Genomic DNA, 17,932 nt, shown 5'->3' on the forward strand with positions numbered 1-17,932 from the left:
TCGATATGCGGCTCCGCCGCGGCCGGGGCTCCGCCCCGCGACCCCCGCCCGGCTGCGGGCCGGTGGGTTTTCTTCCCCAGCCCCGCCCCTTCCCGGCTGTGTCGATATGCGGCTCCGCCGCGTGAGGGGCTCCGCCCCAGACCCCGAAGCACGCTTCGCGCGCTGTCCTCAAACTCCCCCAGACTCCGTCCGGGGGGACCCCCAAGGGCTGGAGATGGGGTGACGGGAGGGGCCGGGACGCGGAGGGGTGGTGCGGGACGTAAAGCGAAGCAGTCCCGTACTACCCCGGAGCGGCACGGCCCCGCACCCGACAACGGCGAGCGGCGTAACCAACCCGCACCGTCGCAACGGCGACAAGCCCAAAACCCAGCCCGTCCGGCGTTTGAGGACGCGGCCGCAGGCCGCCCCCGCCGCAGGCGGCAACGGCGAGAAAGCCGACAACGCCGGGAAAACCGGAGGTCCGCTGTCGCCCGTCCGGCGCAAGGACCCAGTGGACTAGACCTTTCACCCCCCAACACGCGAGACTGACAGACGTGAAACACGTCATCGCCCTCGATGTAGGCGGCACCGGCATCAAAGCCGCACTGATCGGCCCGGACAACGAGCTGCTCCACGAAACCCGCCGCCCCACAGGCCGCGACCGCGGCCCGGACGCCGTCGTCGCCGGCATCCTGGACCTCGCGGCCGAGCTGCGGGAAACGGGCCGCCGGACCTACGGGCGCACCGCCGAAGCGGCGGGCGCGGCCGTCCCCGGCATCGTGGACGACGCGACCGGCACCGCCGTCTACGCCGCCAACCTCGGCTGGCGCGACGTACCGCTGCGCGACCTGCTGCGCGAGCGGCTGGGCGGGGACACGTCCGTGGCCCTCGGGCACGACGTCCGCACCGGCGGCCTCGCGGAGGGCCGCATCGGCGCGGGCCGGGACGCCGACCGGTTCCTCTTCGTGCCGCTGGGCACCGGCATCGCGGGCGCGATCGGCATCGACGGGCGCATCGAACAGGGCGCCCACGGCTACGCGGGCGAGATCGGCCACATCTCCGTACGCTCCGGCCCGGACGCCCCGGAGTGCGGCTGCGGCGGCCGCGGCTGCCTGGAGACCCTGGCCTCCGCCGCTGCCGTGAGCACCGCCTGGGCGCGGGCGAGCGGCGACGCCACCGCGGACGCGGCGGACTGCGCCAAGGCCGTCGAGTCCGGTGACCCGCGCGCCCGCGCGGTCTGGCGGCACGCGATCGACGCGCTCGCCGACGGCCTCGTCATCGGACTCACCCTGCTGGACCCCCATACGCTGATCATCGGTGGCGGCCTCGCCGAAGCGGGGGAAACGTTGTTCACGCCGCTCCGCGCCGCCGTGGCGGAGCGGATCACCTTCCAGAAGCTCCCCCGCATCGTCCCGGCGGCGCTCGGGGACACCGCCGGCTGCCTGGGCGCGGGCCTGATCGCCTGGGACCTTCTCTCCACCGATTCCACGGAGGTATCCGCCTGATGGTCGAACGAACGGTTCTCGCCGGTGCCCGCGTGGTGCTGCCGACCGGTGTGGTCGAGAACGGGCGGGTGACGGTCGAAGGCCGGCACATCGCCGAAAACCGGCCCGCAGAGGCAGAGGTGACGGGAGAGGCCCTCGACCTCACCGGCCACTGGATCGTCCCCGGCTTCGTGGACATCCATGTGCACGGCGGTGGCGGCGCGTCCTTCTCCGCGGGCGACGCCGACGAGGCGCTCACGGCCATCGGCACGCACCGCGCGCACGGCACGACCACGATGGTGGCCTCCACCGTCACCGGCGAACTCGACGACCTGGCCCGGCAGGCGGCCGTCCTCGCGGAGCTGACCGAGCAGGGCGACCTGGCGGGCATCCACTTCGAGGGCCCGTTCATCTCCCCGCACCGCTGCGGCGCCCACCAGCCGGGGCTGCTGCGCGACCCCGACCCGGCCGACGTGCGCAAGCTCGTCGACGCGGCGCGCGGCACGGCCCGCATGATGACCCTCGCCCCCGAACTCCCCGGCGGCCTGGACTCGGTCCGGCTGCTCGCCGACGCGGGCGTGATCGCCGCGGTCGGGCACACCGACTCCACGTACGAGGCCACGATGGAGGCCATCGACGCGGGCGCGACCGTGGCCACGCACCTCTACAACGCGATGCCCGCGCTGCTGCACCGCGCGCCCGGCCCCATCGCGGCGCTGCTGGAGGACGAGCGGGTCACCGTCGAGCTGATCAACGACGGCACGCACCTGCACCCCGCCGCCCTGGAGCTGGCCTTCCGCAGCGCGGGCGCGGACCGCGTCGCGTTCATCACGGACGCGATGGGCGCCGCGGGCATGAACGACGGCATGTACCCGCTCGGGCCCATGCGGGTCGAGGTCAAGGACGGCGTCGCGCGGATCGCGGACGGCCCGACGGCCGGTTCGATCGCGGGCTCCACGCTCACGCTCGACACCGCGTTCAAGCGCGCGGTGACCGTCGACAAGCTGCCCGTCGAGGACGTCGTACGGGCCCTGTCCGTCAACCCGGCGCGGCTGCTGGGCGTCGCCGACCGCGTCGGCTCCCTCGAACCGGGCAAGGACGCGGACCTCGTCGTGCTCGACTCCGCGTACGAGCTCGTCGGCGTCATGCGCCACGGCGAATGGGTGGTTAAGCCCGAAGTGCGGTAGTTCTCCGCGTGGTTGAACAGCGGCGGCGCGTTCGAGGTCTGGGCGCGCCGCCGCTGTTTTGGCATGATCGCTCGCGCAGTCGTTCACACCGCCGTAACGCCGCCGCGTACGCCGCCCCCGGTCATGGGAGAGAGCCGCCGATGATCCTCACGGTCACGCTCAACACCGCACTCGATCTGACCTACCGCGTTCCACGTCTGCAGCCGCACTCATCGCACCGCGTCTCCGGCGTCACGGAGCGCGCGGGCGGCAAGGGCCTCAACGTGGCCCGCGTCCTGGCCGCACTGGGCCACACCACGGTCGTCACGGGCTTCATAGGGGGCGTGACGGGAGAGACCGTGCGCCGCCTCCTCGCCGAGGGCGCCCCCGGGAATCTCGCCGACGCCCTGGTCCCCATCCTCGGCCCCACCCGCCGCACCGTCGCCGTCACCGACGACTCCACCGGCGACACCACCCAGCTCAACGAGCCGGGCCCCGACGTCACGACGGAGGAGTGGGCGGCCTTCGCCGACACCTACCTGCGCCTCCTCCGCGAGGCCGACGCCGTCGCCCTGTGCGGCAGCCTCCCCCCGGGCGTGCCGGTCGGGGCGTACGCCCACCTCGTACGGCAGGCGCGGGCGCTCGGCGTGCCCGTCCTCCTCGACACCAGCGGCGAACCCCTGCGCCGCGGCATCGCCGCCCGGCCCGACCTGGTGAAGCCCAACTCCGAGGAACTGGCCGCCCTCACCGGCTCCACCGAGCCGCTGCGCGCCGCCCTGGACACCCGCCGCCGCGGCGCCCACGCGGTGGCCGCGACCCTCGGCCCCGACGGCATGCTCGCCGTCACCCCCGAGGGCGCCTGGCGCGCGGCCCCGCCACGACGGCTGCCCGGCAACCCGACCGGCGCGGGCGACTCGGCGGTCGCCGCCCTCCTCTCCGGCTGGGTCGAGGGCCTTCCCTGGCCGGACCGCGTCGCCCGCGCCGTGGCCCTCGCGGCCGCGACCGTACGGGCCCCGGCGGCGGGCGAGTTCGACCGGCCCACCTACGAAAGCCTGCTGCCACAAGTGAAGGTAACGGAGGCGTAGCGCCATGCCCCTCGTACGCACCGGCGAACTGGTCACCGAGGCGCGGGCCGCCGCGCGGGCGGTCGTCGCCTTCAACATCATCACCGTCGAACACGCCGAGGCGATCGCCCTCGGCGCGGAGGCCGCGGGCCTGCCCGCGGTCCTCCAAGTATCCGAGAACGCCGTGAAGTTCCACGGCGGCCGCCTCGCCCCCATCGCCGCCGCCGCGACGGCGATCGCGAACGCCTCCCGGGCCCGCCTGGCCCTCCACCTCGACCACGTCGAGAGCGACGACCTCCTGCACCAGGCCCACACCCACGGCTTCGGCTCGGTGATGTACGACGCGTCGAAGCGTCCTTACGGCGACAACGTCAAGGCCACGGCGGAGGCTGCCCGTTGGGGCCACGAACGGGGCCTGTGGGTCGAGGCGGAACTGGGCCGCGTGGGCGGCAAGGCGGGCGACGCCCACACGGCCGGCGTCCGCACGGACCCGGCCGAAGCGGCGGCGTACGTATCCGACACCGGCGTCGACGCCCTGGCCGTGGCGGTGGGCAGCACCCACGCGATGTCGACCCGGACGGCGACGCTGGACCACGCACTGATCGCCACTCTACGGAACGCCGTCCCGGTCCCCCTCGTCCTCCACGGCTCGTCAGGCGTCCCGGACCACGAACTCCGCCGAGCGGTCACAGCAGGCATGACCAAAATCAACGTGGGCACGGCCCTGAACACGGCCTTCACGGGAGCGGTCCGCGCCTTCCTTGAGGCGCACCCGTCAGCGGTGGACCCCCGGAAGTACCTGACCCCTGCGCGGGAGGCGATGGCGGAGACGGTGACACACTTCCTCCGGAACAGCTCTCCCGATGCCGAAGCAACTCCGAGGTGAGCGCATCGACTCTCGCCACCGCCCCTTCCCTCCGGGCCACCGCCCGCGCGAGCAGAATCCTCGAACAGGCCAGACAACACGCGCTCATGGGCTCACCCAGTGCGCCGCGTAGTAGTGCTGCACCGCCTGCTCGGCGTAAGCACGCTGCGCCGCTGTATCCCGCCTGATCCACGCCCGGGTGCGGGCATCGTCCAGCCAGATACATGCGGGGCAACTCTTCGGGTCACCCTTGACGATCGCAGAGGGCCCCGCGGACGCGTGCGCGACGGCGGGACGTGTGGTGTATTGCATGACGTAGACCATGCGGCTGGGCGCGCTCCCATCCCAGGGACAGGGCGTGCGAGTCGTCCGATTCAGTAGGACACGGCGTCCTACCTCCCATCGATCTCCAGCCGGAGCGCGAGGTCCTTGATGGGTGACGTGCGGCGCATCTCGCGACCGCGCAGTTCTGCCACGAGATGCCGGGACGACGCGTGATAGCGCATCCACTCCGGGGCGACGCGTTCGGCCGCCAGCAGCGCGCGGGTGGCTTCAGGGTCACGGCGCACCTCCGCATACGCCTGCGCACGGTCGAGATAGTGGCGTGCGAGCCACGTGGGCGGCAGGGACGTGAGGCCGGGGATGCGTTCGGCGTGCCGCAGCGCTTTGTCGGGTTTACCCATGTCGACAAAGGCGTTCACCGTCGCGACGCCGACGTTCGTGGGTCCGAAGGGGGTCGCGTAGTCGATCCGGTCCACGCCGATCCGGGCTGCCGCCGCGGTGGCCAAGGACAGCAACTCCTCGGCCGTATCGCCCCGCTCCGCCCGTACGGCAGCCGTCGCCCCGCGCAACAGCAGAATCCCCCAGAGAGCCAGGTCGACCGGCGCCGACCGGAACCCCGGCTCGATGCGCTCCGCCAGCCGTACGGCCGCCCGTTCGGCGTCCGCGATGCGCCCCTGTTTGGTGAAGATCCACGACAAGGTGGAGACGCCGATGACCTCCAGCCGGGGGTCGTCGGACAGCGCCGCGGCCTCCATCGACCGCTCCAGTGCGGTGTACGCGGCGTCCTCCTTGCCGAAGGCGGTCAACGTGGTGGCGGCCACCTGATACGCCTCGGCCAGCACCGCGTACGAGGCCGCGCGGTCCGCGCCGCCGTACTGCCGCACCGCCGCACGCGCATCGGCCAAGAGCGTCGGCAGCAATGCCGTGATCTTCGTCAACTCGCCACAGCGGCGAATGATTTCAGTACTGCGGATGCTGTCACGCAACTGCGCCACGGTCGGAGGATCGACATCTTCCTCGGCTCCGAACCCGGGGAACCCCGACAGAGGAGTGACCGCCTGCCGGAGCGCGAGGATGCTCGGCGGCTCCTGGCTACCGGCCGACTCCAGCACGGCGGGCGGCCCGAGCAGCGCCGACGTCTCGACGTCCAAGGCGCGGGCGAGGCTGTTCAACGTGCCCATCCGCGCCGTGAACCGCTGGTTCTGCTCCAGCTTCCGCACGGTGTCGACACTGAGCCGCGCCTTCTCGGCCAACGACTCCTGAGTCAGCCCACGCCGCACGCGCAGCTCACCCAGCCGGTCCCCAAGTGTCGTTGCCGCCATGTCCCCACCCATCGGGAGAGCCGAACGCGTGCAACCACAGTACGCCGGGCCGGAGCAGGCGCCGGACCGCAAGTCCCGTCAGGTCATCGCCACCCTCACCCACTGACAGGGCAAGGGAGTTCAGGAACTGCCCGGTTCGGCGAGCACGCCGTCACCGAGAGACTCAGGAAATGCGGCCGCCCAAGGTAATAGCCGAGACAGACGTCCCCGCCCCACCGAAGCGTGTCCTCGGCCCATGAAATCCGCCGCGCGAGGCGTCCCGCGTCCCGGTCGGCCGACGAGGCGAAGCGCGGTGCGTACTCCGCCATACGCCCGCCCAGCCACTGGGCAGCCGCGTCCGGGTAATCCCAGGTTCCCCGGATCAACGAGCCGGGTTTCATCAGCCAGTACGCCGTCTCCAGAGGAGGGACACCAGCGGTCCGCCACTCCGCGACCGCTTCGCGGTACCGCTCCACCACATCCGCGGGACTGGTGGCAGCCGGTTCCACCGGCGAAGGCGGGCGGCGGACGCTCTCCTTGTCGAAAACCGCTTTGTCGCCGGTCCACAGATAGCCGTGAAAGTGCAAGGCACGCCCCGTTCCGCGCAGGATGAAGCGGCTCCCGCGCTCCCACGAATGGGGAGAACGGGAGCCGCGGTACGAATGAGGGTCAGGCCGAAAGGCCGAAGCGGCTCGGGTCGATGCCCGCCGCGCCCAACTCGGCGGTGGTGAACCTCAGCGGCTCGGCGTGCGGCCGCTTACTGTCACCCATCGCCCACACGCCCTCGCCGATCCGCGCGAGAGTCACGCAGGACTCACCGTCCGGATGCGTATTGCCGCCGCAGGCCTTGGCGAACCGGGCGCCCTCGATGTCGAGCCCGTACAGGTCAGTCATGGCGAACCTTCCTGGGAGAGGGAGCGGACACCCATGGGGCCGGCTTCTCCATGGTGTCCGCGGTCACCTTCCCATCGTGACGCCATGAACCAAGTCGCTCTAGAACGTTTCCCGTTCGCTCAAGAAGTCGTCCCGGATACCGGAGGCGAAGGCGCGCATGTCTTCGCCGTAAACAGCCACCTGCTCAAAGCTCTCGAACTTGGCCGCATACAGTTCGAGGTCCCGCATCTCACTGGTGGTGATCTCCGCATGTGGAATCTCGATGATGGCCAGGCGGGTATCGAAGAGCGCAAACGATGAGGTGGGAAGACCCGGCATCGCAGCCGACAACGGAACTACACCGACAACGATGTTGGGCATTCTCGACATCGTGACGATCCGGTCCAACTGCGCCGCCATCATCGGCGCCGGGATGAGCCTCCACCTCAGAACAGACTCTGTGATCAGAAACCGGAACGACCGCTCTCTGTCGAAGAGCACTTCCTGTCGGCGCAGGCGCGCCCCGATCATCTTCTCCAGGGCGTCATCCGTCAGGTCGCGATTGCGGAGGATTCCTCGCACATACTCCGGCGTCTGGAGCAGGCCGGGAACGCATGACGGCTGGAAGAGCCGCATGAGAGATGTCCGGGCCTCGACGGCGCCGAGGGCATCCTGGTGCTTGTGGAGCCCGGACCGATGGTAGATACGCCACGCTGTGGCCTCCGTGGCAACCTGCCTCGCCACCTCGGCGAGCCGACTCTTGACCTCCTCGGAAACTTCCAAGGCCGCCAGGACGCGCTCGACGTCGATGACGCTGGGCGGCAGAACGCCGTTCTCGATCTTGCTCAGCTTGCTCGGAGACATGGCAGCGCTGCGGGCAACCACTTTGGCCTGCTTTCCGCTGGCCTCACGCAGTTCCCGCAGCGCCCGTCCGAGATCCGTCGGGTTCACCCTGTTCCGTACCGCTCCCACCACTCGCGGAAGGGCACGGAGCGGGCCAGGGCGATATCCCGGAACTCCTGCCACTCCGACACCTCGGAGTGCAGCTCGGCACCGAGGAACTCGCCACCCTCGCCATAGTTCATGGAGACCGTGGAGGATTCGTCGAACATCCAGAAGTCGGGTACGCCCGCCAGCGGGTTGGGCTGCTCGGTGGTGTCGAGGATGAAGAACTCCTCACCGGATTCCGCGTTCTTGCGGTAGCCCCATCCCAACTCGAACCTCAGATAGTCCGTGAGTGGGCGGGACAGGATGTGCACGCGGTACATGCGCTTTCCGGCGTCGACATTGGCACGTACCTCGTCGGCCCATTGCTGGTTGTAGTCCGCCGGTTGGCGTTCCCCCGCGAGAAACGCCCGCAGGCTTTCGGGGTCGGAGGAACCGCTGTAGTCGTCGAGGGTCTCCAGCCTGAACGCCTCCCGCCGGAAGTCCGTGAAGAGCTTCTCGAACTCGTCAGGCGAGATGTTCACGGGCCAGCCTCCGAAGCAGCGACATGGGGATGCGTACGGCCGTCTCGTTCACCGGAAGCCGCATGACATCGAGCGCCTCCGGGTCCTCCACCTTGAAGCCCTGGACTATCGCGTCATCAGTACCGTCAACGGCGAAGACCTGCGGGCAGGTCCCTTTCTCGCACTCGCCGACCAACCGTGTCAGTGCCACGCTGTACCCCCTGTTCTGCGGTCCGTGGTGACGTCCTGCTCGATGCTCCCGAGCCCGTGACCCGAGGGTCAAGACGCGACACTTGAGAGAACAGGAAACCGGGCCAGGAGGCGGCACGCCTCGGAGTCGGCACCTCGCCGAAGAACACCAAGGCCCCCGCTCGGATCACCTCGTGCCCGAGCGGGGGCCTTTTTGCGTCATATGTTCCGCGACTACTTGGGCGGCGTCGTGATCCAGACCTGGTCAAGGTGGCCGTCGCAGGCGTTGCCCGCCTCGCAGGAGACCTTGATGTGGTTCGTACCCGGCTTGAGGTCGACGCGGGTCCAGGTCTTCATCCAGTTGCTCGACCACTCGCCGGCGTTCGTATTGCCGTGGTTGTCGAGCTTTATCGGCAGCGAATTGCGCTGGTCGTTGACGGTTACCGAGAGATTGGCGTCCTTGCCGGGGACACCGTAGGAGAGGTAGAGCCGGTACTCGCCACCGTCCGGGATCTCTATCGCCCAGTCGACACCCGCGCCCTGCTGATCCAGACCCTTCACGTACACGCCGCCGACGGACTTGGCGCCCGCCACCTTCGTCTCGGTGCCCGCGCCGCCGAGAAGTCGCAGGCTCGCCGCGTCCCTGCTGAGGAGTCCGGCCGCCGAGGAGCTGCTAGGGGACGGCTTCTGGTCCGGCTCCTTGGACTTGGCGCTGGGCTCCGGCTTCGACTTGTCGCCGCCGCCGTCCGCGCTGGTATTCGAGTCCATCTTGCTGTCGCCGCTGTTGTTGAGCATCGCGACGCCGATACCACCCGCCACGACCACGACCACGGCTATCGCGGCCACGAGCAGACCGCGCCGCTTCGGACGCTGGCCGCCGCCGTGGCCCGTGCCGGGGGCCGGCGGGCCGGGCTGGCGGGGGGCGCCGCCGGGGAGGGTCTCGGGGGCCGCGTAGTGCGGGGGCTGCTGACCGCCGTACGTCTGGTTCTGCTGCTGGTTCTGGTGCCCGTACTGGCGCGAACCGACCGTGCGGACCTGGTGGTGGGACGTGCGGGGGACGCCGGGCTGGGGTGCGGCCGGGCCGCTCTGGGTGTTCCCGTCACCGCCCTCCGAGCGGTACAGGTGCGCGAACGGGTCGTCGTTCTCCGGCGTTCCCGTGCCGTTGTTCCCGGCCGTCATCCCCTGTCACTCCCAACCTGGTGTGCCCATCGACGCCCACGTGCGTACGCGTCCCGGACCGCCGCTGCCGAGCCGGGGCGGCCCGGAGAAGTCACACGGTCCGGATGGCCAAAATTCAACGTTGTCTCGCGGTCGGCGGCGCGGTGCCGCATCGGCGCAGCCTACCCCGACAGGGCGGTACCACGCCGTGGTACGGACCTCAGCCCGCCCGCCGCCCCGCCTTGGCGCGTGACCGCTTTTCGACATACATGCGCTGGTCCGCGGAGCGCAGCACCTCGTCGGCCGACATTCCGCAGCCCGCCCAGCTGATGCCGAAGCTCGCCCCGACCCGTACGGCCCGGCCGTCGACCCTTATCGGCGGGACGATCGCGTTGCGCAGCCGGACCGCGAGGTCCTCGGCGTCGGCCTGGGTCAGCCCGTCGGCGAGGACGACGAACTCGTCGCCGCCGAGCCGTGCGACGGTGTCGCCCTCGCGCACCCCGTTGGTCAGCCGCCGGGCCACCTCGATGAGGACCGCGTCCCCGGTGTGGTGCCCGAACCTGTCGTTGATGGCCTTGAAGCCGTCGAGGTCGCAGAAGAGCACGGCCAGGCCCTTGGTGCCGTCGTCCTCCGCGTCCTCGTCGGGCGCGACCGCGTGGACGTGGGCGCAGCCGACGCCGCTGTGCTCCGCGCCGAATTCGCCGGTGGCGGTGTCGGGCGCGAAGTCCGGCCCGTAGTCGGCGGCGAACTCGGGCCCGTAGTCCGGCCCCAGGTCGGTGCCGAAGCCGTGCCCGTACTGCCCGTACGCCGCGCTCTCCACCTCGTCGAAGCCGTCGAGCGAGCCGTACGGGGCCGCGGCGGCCGCGCCGTGCTCCTCGGCGTCGGCGGGGATGCCGCACAGCCGGCTGCTGAGGCGGGCGCGCAGTTCGGCGCTGTTGGGCAGGCCGGTCAGGGAGTCGTGGCTGGCGCGGTGGGCGAGTTGGAGCTCGTGGCGCTTGCGCTCCTCGATGTCCTCGACGTGGGTGAGGAGATAGCGCGGGCCGTCGGCGGCGTCGGCCACCACGGAGTTGCGCAGGGACACCCAGACGTAGCTGCCGTCGCGGCGGGCGAGGCGCAGTTCGGCCCGGCCGCCCTCGGCGGAGGTGCGCAGCAGGGTGCCGATGTCCTCGGGGTGCACCAGGTCGGAGAAGGAGTAGCGGCGCATCTGGGAGGCCGATCTGCCGAGGAGTCGACAGAGCGCGTCGTTGGTGCGGTGCAGGCGGCCGTGCTGGTCGCCGCCCATCTCGGCGATGGCCATGCCGCTCGGCGCGTATTCGAAGGCCTGGCGGAAGCTTTCCTCACTCGCGCGCAGCGCCTGCTGTTCGCGTTCCAGCCGGACCAGTGCCCGCTGCATGTTTGCGCGAAGCCGAGCGTTACTGATCGCAATTGCGGCCTGGAACGCATACATCTGGAGCGCCTCGCGGCCCCAGGCCCCCGGGCGGCGGCCGTTGCGCGGTTTATCGACGGAGATGACGCCGAGAAGCTCGCCGCCGGCGGTGCCCGCGGTGTACATGGGGGCGAAGAGGCGGTCCATGGGGTGCCACTCGTCCGGGAAGCGCGGGGCGGGTCCGGCGGTGTGCCACTGGGGCACGTCGTCGTCGTCGAGGACCCAGCCCTCGGTGTACGGGATGAAGCGCAGCGAGCCCCACTGGTCGGCCATCGAGAGCCGGCGCTCCCAGGACACCCGCGAGCCGACCCGGCCCGCCATCAGAGCCTCGGCGTGTGCGCTGCCCGCGACGGCGGCCACGACGAGATCGCCGTCCGGCCGTACGAGATTGACCGCCGAAAGCTCATAGCCGAGTCCGGCGATGATGCCGTCGGCGACGGTCTGCAAGGTGTCCGCGAGGCTCCGTGCCGTGTTCAGATCGGCAACCACCTGATGCAATCCCCGCAAGGTCGCAAGGCGGACGTACGGCTCCGACTCGGTCTCCATCTTCGCTCTCCCCCGAGACCTCGACAGCAACTCCAGGCTTCTTGTTCGTCCGTTTATCACGGCCACTGAATCACAGCGAGCTGACCACTCGGTACACAGGGTCAACAATTAGCGCCCTCTGTGACTCATGTCACATTGCGTGATGAAGTCCGGCTACTGGCGTCCGAGCGTGCTCCTATGCTTCGTGAACGCAAATCCGAAACTCATACGGCTCCCATATGGACGCCTTTCAAAGAGCCTCGGATGACATCCGTCGCGCATTCGGCCACGCATTGGCGTGAAACGGTCGCGGAGCGCAAGCGTCCGGATGTTTCGGTAAGGGTAGGCCGCGGCGTACTTCCGACCTAGGACCCGGCCGGGACCCGGCTGGTCCCGCAGCCCGATGCGACGGAGGCGCGCGGGGGCTAGCGTGCTCAGCGTGTTGCAGACGACTTCGCCCCACGAGACCGCCATACCCCATGCTGAGGGGGTGAGCGCCGATGAATTCCGTGCCGCCCTCGCCCGGCTCGCCGCCGGTGTGGTGCTGGTGACCGCCCACGACCCGGACGACGGGCCGCGCGGTGAGGACGTCGGCATGACGGCGACCGCGTTCCTGTCCGTCTCCCTCGAACCGCCGCTGGTGATGGTGAGCGTCCGCAACGACTCCCGGATGGACGACCTCCTGGCGCGGCAGCCCCTGTGGGCGGTTTCCGTGCTCTCGGAGGACCAGCGTCAGACCGCGGGCCGGTTCGCGATGAAGGGCCGCATCAGCGACCGCCTGCTCTTCGAGGACGTCCCCCACGAACGCGGTGAGGCGACGGGCGCCCCGCTGGTGCGCGGCGCGCTGGCCGTACTGGAATGCCGGACGGAGCAGCGGGTCGAGGCGGGGGACCACACGCTGGTGATCGGGCGGGTGCTGACGGCGGAGGCGCCGAGCACGGAGAGCGGCCCGCTGACGTATTTCAAGGGGCGTTACCGGAAGCTGGGCTGACCACGGCGGGGCTCAGCCCCGATCCGGACTCAGCCCCGATCCGGGCTCAGCCTCAATCCGGACTCAGCCCCAATCCCGCCCGGAACGCCCGCGCTTGGTGTCACCACGCTGCTTCTTCTCCCGCAGCCGCCGCTCATTGATGCCGCGCGGAATCTTCGTGGGGCGGCGCGGCCGGGGCGGCGGCGCGGTCGCCTCGGCGAGGAGCGCGGCCAGCCGGACGGCGGCGGTCTCGCGGTTGCGCCACTGGGAACGGTGCTCCGATGCCCGTACGGTCACCACGCCGTCGACGAGCCGCCCCGCGAGCCTGGCGAGGGCGCGCTCCTTCCACACGGGCGGCAGCGCGTCGGTGGCGGCGAGGTCGAAGCGGAGCTCGACCTGGCTGTCGCTGGTGTTGACGTGCTGGCCACCGGGGCCCGAGGAGCGCGAGAAACGCCACATGAGCTCCGCCTCGGGGAGGGAGACGGAGCCGCGGATGACGTGGGGACCGGACATGTCCCCCATGATCCCGCGCCGGGGCGGGGGCCGTCACCTCGTTTTGCGACGGATGGCACGGCGTTGGCGCGCCGTCAGGGACCGCCATCAGGGATTGGCAAAGAAAGTAAAGCGAAGCGGAACTCGGTGCCCTGCGGATGGCGTTATCAAGGGTGACGGCGACCCGGCGTCGCCGTCGCAGTGTTTCCACCAGAAAGGGACCCATCCCATGGCTGTAAGCCTGTCCAAGGGCGGTAACGTCTCCCTCACCAAGGAGGCCCCGGGCCTGACGGCCGTCACGGTCGGCCTCGGCTGGGACGTCCGCACCACCACGGGCACGGACTTCGACCTCGACGCGAGCGCGATAGCCGTGAACCCCTCGGGCAAGGTCTACTCCGACGCCCACTTCGTCTTCTTCAACAACAAGTCGACGCCGGACCAGTCCATCGTCCACACCGGCGACAACACCACCGGCCAGGGCGACGGCGACGACGAGCAGATCAACGTCAACCTCGCCGCGCTGCCGGCCGACGTCGACAAGATCGTCTTCCCCGTCTCCATCTACGACGCCGGGAACCGCGGCCAGAACTTCGGCCAGGTCCGCAACGCGTACATCCGCATCGTCAACCAGGCGGGCGGCACGGAGATCGCCCGCTACGACCTCAGCGAGGACGCCGCCACCGAGACCGCCATGGTCTTCGGCGAGCTCTACCGCAACGGCGCGGAGTGGAAGTTCCGCGCGGTGGGCCAGGGCTACGCGTCGGGCCTGGTCGGCATCGCGCAGGACTTCGGGGTGAACGTCTGACGCCGACGCGTCGGGTGTGATCGAGGAGGGCCGCCCCTTTGGGGCGGCCCTCTTTCTTTGTGGAACGGGTGAGCGATTCGGCTCTCTCGAACGGGTGAACATGCACTGAGAGTCGGACGAACCTCCGTTCATGTTCCTAACTTCGCCTCATGGTCACTTCACGCCATGAGGCGTCACACCGGATATTCCAGGAACGGCCGGAGCTGCTCAGCCCCGTCTTCCGGCTGCTGGGCGTACCGTTGCCCGCCAAGGCCACCGTCGAGGTCCTCACAGCGGACGTCACGGAGATCAGACCGCTGGAGCGGCGCGTGGACAGCGTGCTGCGCATCGAGCCGGTCGACGACGATGACGGAGGCGGCGGGGACGGGTTCCTGCTCGCCATCGAGGCACAGGGACGCCAGGACCCGGACAAGGCCGTCAGTTGGGCGTACTACATGTCCTTCCTGAAGGCGAAGTACGCCTGCCCCGTGCTGCTCCTCGTGGTGTGCCAGGACAAGAAGACCGCGGACTGGGCGGCAGGTCCGTTCCGGCTCGGCGTCGAGGCCTGGACTTCACTGTCGGTGCATCCGCTGGTCCTGGGGCCCGGGAACGTCCCCCTGATCATCGACCAGGAGGAAGCCGCCGAGGACCTGACCATGGCGACGTTCTCCGCCATGACACATGGCAGCAGCCAGGAAGCCCCGGCCATACTGGACGCACTGGCCCGCGCCTTGGCAACGGCCGCCCCGGAGACATCGGCGTACTACTCCGAACTGTTGGAGATCGGCCTGGGGAACTCCCGGGCGGGAGAGACCTGGAGGAAACTGATGCCCATCCGTACCTACTTCCCCGGCCGCGGCACCATGATCGAGCAGGCACTCCTCGAAGGCGAGGCGAAGGGGCGGGCCGAGGGGCGGTTCGAGGGGCGAGCCGAGGGACGGGTGGAGGGGCTGGCCGAAGGACTGACCCAGGGACGGGCTTGGGAGCGTGCGCTGATGGTGTTGCGCCTGCTGAGGAACCGGGACATCGCCGTCTCCCCGGAGATTCGTGAGCGTATCTCCAACTGCTCCGACCTCGACACCCTGGAGCGCTGGCTGGATCGGGCCTTCACCGTGTCCAGTGCCGAGGCACTCTTCGACGAGCAGGGCTGACGCGGCGGACAGCCGGCCCGGGGAGGGGCAACCGCGATTCTTCCCGGGCCGGTTGCCGTATCGGTTCAGTTCTCCGCGCGGACCCCGAAATGCACCGTCTTCGCCGTCAGCAGGAAGAGGTCCGGGCGGTGGTCCACGCCCGCCGGGTCGGTGGGGTCGAGGAGGCGGTCCAGGGTGGCCGCGTCGTCCGGGTCGAGGAGTTCGGCGAGGACGTGCCGCTGCCGTTCCAGGATGCCGCGTACCGCCCGGCGCGGGCCGTCGGCCAGAGGTGCCGGGTGGTCCACCAGGAAGGTCTTGCTGCGGACCTGCGTGAGGCCCGCCGTGCGCAGCATCGCGGGCCAGTCCTCGGTCGTCGCCACCGAGCCGGGGAGTTCCGTGCGCATGCGGGTGAAGCGGGCCGACATGACCGCGTCCACGCGGTCCTGGAGGCCGGGGCGGCCGACGCCCGGGTCGCGGGGCAGGAAGCGGGCCGGCAGGCCGCCCTCGACGAGGGCCAGGGTGCCGCCCGGATCGAGCAGCCCGGCCAGGCGGTCGAGCGCGTCCTGCTGGTCGCCGACGTGGTGCACGACCTGCGCGGACCACACCAGGTCGGCGGGTTCCAAGTCGGCGAGCCCGGCGGGGAATTCGGCCACCCGGGTCCGCAGCCGTACGCCGAGCCGTGCGGCCCGCTCCTCGGCACGGGCCAGCAGTTCCGGTGTCCCGTCCACGGCCGTGACGTCGGCCTGCGGGAAGGTCTCCGCCAGCCGGCAGGCCGCGACGCCGGGGCCGCTGCCGATGTCGAGGACCCGCCGCGGGGCCAGGTGCCCCAGCTCGTCGAGGGCCTGGCGGACATAAGGCGCGTGCGTCTCACCTTCGAGCTCCAGCATGTCGGCCATCGCGGCCCAGTCGAAGTCGTTCATCGCGTGTGCTCCCTCAGCTCTTCTTCGAAGACCGAGGGTCCGCCCCGGCCGGGTCGATTGACAAACCTTGTTGCCGTTTCTGCAATAGCGGGATGGAAGAAGTGCTCGCCGCGGTCGGACCGCGGCTCAAACGCATCCGTCAGCGGCGGAAGTGCACGCTCGCGGCGCTGTCGGAGGCGACCGGCATCTCGGTCAGTACGCTGTCCCGGCTGGAGTCGGGACTGCGCAAGCCGAGCCTGGAACTGCTGCTGCCGATCGCGCACGCCCACCAGGTGCCGCTGGACGAGCTGGTCGGCGCGCCGCCGGTCGGCGACCCCCGGGTACGGCTGAAGCCGGTCCGGCGCGGCGACTCGACGGTCGTCCCGCTGACCCAGCAGCCCGGCGGCCTCCAGGCGTTCAAGATGGTCATGGGCCCCACGCGCAGCACCCCCGACCTGCGCACGCACGAGGGCTACGAGTGGCTGTACGTCCTCAGCGGCACCCTGCGGCTGAGGCTCGCCGACCACGACCTCGTCCTCAAGGAGGGCGAGGCGGCGGAGTTCGACACCCGGCTGCCGCACTGGTTCGGCAGTACGGGGAAGGCCCCGGTGGAGATCCTCAGCCTCTTCGGCCCCCAGGGGGAACGCATGCACGTCCGGGCGCAGCCCCGGGGTGAGGCGGGGGAACGGTAGGCGCGGCCCCGGACATCGGCACACAGGTCGCCGGGGTGCCGGGCAGGGCGTAACCAGGGGATCTACGGCGGAGTTGGGCAGCGCTGGGGCGGGTACGTAGTACCCGAGGAGGGGATCCCGTGGAGACAGGACATGTGCACCATGGACGACGGCGACTCGCTCGAACGCATCCTCGCCGCTGCGATCGGCGACCAGGGCCGGGAGTACGAGCGCTGCCCGCACTGCCACCACCAGCTGCGGGTGGTCGTCGTGGCGGAGAGCCCCGGCGATGCCACCTCACCGGTGGTCGTCCGCGGCGTCTGCCCCGGCTGCCCCAGAGGCTTGAACGCCGCCGCCCCATGACCCCGCTGGCCCTGGCCTGTCCGAACTGCCAGAACATGATGCAGCAGATGGGCAACGGTGTGTACAAGTGCTGGAACTGCGGCTACACGAGCACCGGCTGACCCGCGCGCACGCCCGCCAAGGGCCCGTGCGCCGTCCCGGGGCCCCCGGCACGCCGGTCGCCGAGGATGCGGGCCGGGCGGAATGCGGAGATCCTGGGAGCGTCAGGCGTTCCCAGAGGAGGACAGCCATGTCCATGCTCGACAAGCTCAAGGGCCTGCTCAAGGGCCACGAGGACCAGGCGCAGCAGGGGATCGAGAAGGCCGGAGACGTGTTCGACGCGAAGACCGGCAACAAGTACCAGAGCCAGACCGACACGGTGCAGCAGAAGCTCAACGAGCAGCTCGGCAACCAGCCGCCGAAGGACGAGGAGCGGTAGTCACCGCCGGGACATAACGCTACGCGGCCGTTGGGGAAGGCGGCCGCGTTCCGGCGTGGGAAGGCTTCCTCCGGTGTGCCGCCTGTCAGGACGGCGCCGTCGAGGACGTCCCACCCGGCGCTCATAGAAACTCCGCAGCGGACGGCAACTTCCGTACGGGCGACGGCCACGAGCCGCCGCCCGTACCTTTTTGCCCCGACAGCCGGAAATCCGGCGGAGGGGTGGGGCCGGAGGGTGGGGGTCCGGACCGCGGTGCCGGAGCGGGGTGCCCAATGCGCCCGACGGTAATGGCACCGCGGTACGGACCCCCGGCCCGGAGGACACGCCCCGGCCCACCCCGCACCTTCCCGCAACGCCGGACGGGCTGAATTCAGCCCGTCCGGCGTTTGAGGACGCGGCCGCAGGCCGCCCCCGCCGCAGGCAGCGAACGGCGGGACAGCCGGAC

General features: G+C 70.5%; 19 protein-coding genes. 10 read left to right on the forward strand and 9 right to left on the reverse strand.

Annotation, left to right across the window (positions count from 1 at the left end):
• The first annotated feature begins 533 nt into the window (after nucleotides 1–533).
• The 4 genes from ACWD4A_RS32475 to ACWD4A_RS32490 all read left to right on the forward strand — a co-directional run bounded on the left by ACWD4A_RS32475 (nucleotide 534) and on the right by ACWD4A_RS32490 (nucleotide 4,579).
• Complete coding sequence (locus ACWD4A_RS32475) at nucleotides 534–1,484, forward strand: ROK family protein (RefSeq protein WP_451199576.1); 951 nt, start codon at nucleotides 534–536, stop codon at nucleotides 1,482–1,484.
• On the forward strand, nucleotides 1,484–2,650 hold the full coding sequence (gene nagA, locus ACWD4A_RS32480) for an N-acetylglucosamine-6-phosphate deacetylase (protein ID WP_451199577.1): 1,167 nt from the start codon (nucleotides 1,484–1,486) through the stop codon (nucleotides 2,648–2,650). Before ACWD4A_RS32475 ends, nagA begins: the two co-directional genes overlap by 1 nt.
• Before the next feature lie 140 nt (nucleotides 2,651–2,790).
• Nucleotides 2,791–3,714, forward strand: a complete 924-nt coding sequence (locus tag ACWD4A_RS32485) for a 1-phosphofructokinase family hexose kinase (protein ID WP_451199579.1) — start codon at nucleotides 2,791–2,793, stop codon at nucleotides 3,712–3,714.
• 4 nt (nucleotides 3,715–3,718) lie between these two features.
• Nucleotides 3,719–4,579 carry a class II fructose-bisphosphate aldolase gene (locus ACWD4A_RS32490; protein WP_451199581.1) on the forward strand — a complete coding sequence of 287 codons (861 nt, stop codon included), beginning with the start codon at nucleotides 3,719–3,721 and terminating at the stop codon, nucleotides 4,577–4,579.
• Nucleotides 4,580–4,950: 371 nt separating this feature from the next.
• Here ACWD4A_RS32490 and ACWD4A_RS32495 read toward each other — a convergent pair whose 3' ends face one another.
• From ACWD4A_RS32495 to cdgB, 7 genes are all read right to left on the reverse strand, one after another.
• On the reverse strand, nucleotides 4,951–6,174 hold the full coding sequence (locus ACWD4A_RS32495) for a helix-turn-helix domain-containing protein (RefSeq protein ID WP_451199583.1): 1,224 nt from the start codon (nucleotides 6,172–6,174) through the stop codon (nucleotides 4,951–4,953).
• A gap of 636 nt (nucleotides 6,175–6,810) precedes the next feature.
• On the reverse strand, nucleotides 6,811–7,035 hold the full coding sequence (locus tag ACWD4A_RS32500; RefSeq protein ID WP_451199584.1) for a DUF397 domain-containing protein: 225 nt from the start codon (nucleotides 7,033–7,035) through the stop codon (nucleotides 6,811–6,813).
• Nucleotides 7,036–7,134: 99 nt separating this feature from the next.
• Nucleotides 7,135–7,965, reverse strand: coding sequence for a helix-turn-helix domain-containing protein (locus ACWD4A_RS32505; RefSeq protein ID WP_451199587.1), 831 nt, complete (start codon nucleotides 7,963–7,965; stop codon nucleotides 7,135–7,137).
• The gene (locus ACWD4A_RS32510; RefSeq protein ID WP_451199589.1) at nucleotides 7,962–8,483 is read right to left on the reverse strand and encodes a DUF6879 family protein; all 522 of its coding nucleotides are present in this window, start codon (nucleotides 8,481–8,483) and stop codon (nucleotides 7,962–7,964) included. Before ACWD4A_RS32510 ends, ACWD4A_RS32505 begins: the two co-directional genes overlap by 4 nt.
• Nucleotides 8,467–8,673, reverse strand: a complete 207-nt coding sequence (locus ACWD4A_RS32515) for a hypothetical protein (protein WP_451199591.1) — start codon at nucleotides 8,671–8,673, stop codon at nucleotides 8,467–8,469. The genes ACWD4A_RS32510 and ACWD4A_RS32515 overlap by 17 nt, the downstream gene beginning before the upstream one ends.
• A gap of 212 nt (nucleotides 8,674–8,885) precedes the next feature.
• Nucleotides 8,886–9,830 carry a carbohydrate-binding protein gene (locus tag ACWD4A_RS32520; RefSeq protein ID WP_451199592.1) on the reverse strand — a complete coding sequence of 315 codons (945 nt, stop codon included), beginning with the start codon at nucleotides 9,828–9,830 and terminating at the stop codon, nucleotides 8,886–8,888.
• Nucleotides 9,831–10,029: 199 nt separating this feature from the next.
• Entirely contained in the window at nucleotides 10,030–11,781 is a 1,752-nt protein-coding gene (gene cdgB, locus ACWD4A_RS32525; RefSeq protein ID WP_451199593.1) for a diguanylate cyclase CdgB, read from the reverse strand.
• A gap of 382 nt (nucleotides 11,782–12,163) precedes the next feature.
• Here cdgB and ACWD4A_RS32530 point away from each other — a divergent pair, with 382 nt between their 5' ends.
• Nucleotides 12,164–12,751, forward strand: a complete 588-nt coding sequence (locus ACWD4A_RS32530; RefSeq protein WP_451199596.1) for a flavin reductase family protein — start codon at nucleotides 12,164–12,166, stop codon at nucleotides 12,749–12,751.
• Nucleotides 12,752–12,814: 63 nt separating this feature from the next.
• Here the strand turns inward: ACWD4A_RS32530 and arfB are convergent, their stop codons facing one another.
• The gene (gene arfB / locus ACWD4A_RS32535; RefSeq protein ID WP_451199599.1) at nucleotides 12,815–13,243 is read right to left on the reverse strand and encodes an alternative ribosome rescue aminoacyl-tRNA hydrolase ArfB; all 429 of its coding nucleotides are present in this window, start codon (nucleotides 13,241–13,243) and stop codon (nucleotides 12,815–12,817) included.
• A 208-nt stretch (nucleotides 13,244–13,451) separates the two neighbouring features.
• Here arfB and ACWD4A_RS32540 point away from each other — a divergent pair, with 208 nt between their 5' ends.
• Nucleotides 13,452–14,027 carry a TerD family protein gene (locus ACWD4A_RS32540; RefSeq protein WP_451199602.1) on the forward strand — a complete coding sequence of 192 codons (576 nt, stop codon included), beginning with the start codon at nucleotides 13,452–13,454 and terminating at the stop codon, nucleotides 14,025–14,027.
• Between the two features lie 149 nt (nucleotides 14,028–14,176).
• The gene (locus tag ACWD4A_RS32545) at nucleotides 14,177–15,157 is read left to right on the forward strand and encodes a hypothetical protein (protein WP_451199604.1); all 981 of its coding nucleotides are present in this window, start codon (nucleotides 14,177–14,179) and stop codon (nucleotides 15,155–15,157) included.
• Nucleotides 15,158–15,222: 65 nt separating this feature from the next.
• On the opposite strand, the gene ACWD4A_RS32550 is transcribed toward ACWD4A_RS32545, so the two are convergent.
• Entirely contained in the window at nucleotides 15,223–16,056 is an 834-nt protein-coding gene (locus ACWD4A_RS32550) for a class I SAM-dependent methyltransferase (protein WP_451199605.1), read from the reverse strand.
• 92 nt (nucleotides 16,057–16,148) lie between these two features.
• Between ACWD4A_RS32550 and ACWD4A_RS32555 the strand changes: the two genes are divergently transcribed.
• The 3 genes from ACWD4A_RS32555 to ACWD4A_RS32565 all read left to right on the forward strand — a co-directional run bounded on the left by ACWD4A_RS32555 (nucleotide 16,149) and on the right by ACWD4A_RS32565 (nucleotide 17,487).
• Nucleotides 16,149–16,727 (forward strand): helix-turn-helix domain-containing protein, encoded by a 579-nt coding sequence (locus ACWD4A_RS32555; RefSeq protein ID WP_451199607.1) that lies wholly within the window; start codon nucleotides 16,149–16,151, stop codon nucleotides 16,725–16,727.
• Between the two features lie 132 nt (nucleotides 16,728–16,859).
• Entirely contained in the window at nucleotides 16,860–17,069 is a 210-nt protein-coding gene (locus ACWD4A_RS32560) for a hypothetical protein (RefSeq protein WP_451199609.1), read from the forward strand.
• A 229-nt stretch (nucleotides 17,070–17,298) separates the two neighbouring features.
• Nucleotides 17,299–17,487, forward strand: a complete 189-nt coding sequence (locus tag ACWD4A_RS32565) for an antitoxin (protein ID WP_451199610.1) — start codon at nucleotides 17,299–17,301, stop codon at nucleotides 17,485–17,487.
• Nucleotides 17,488–17,932: the final 445 nt, after the last annotated feature.

The sequence above is a fragment of the Streptomyces sp. NPDC002537 genome (genome assembly GCF_053594975.1).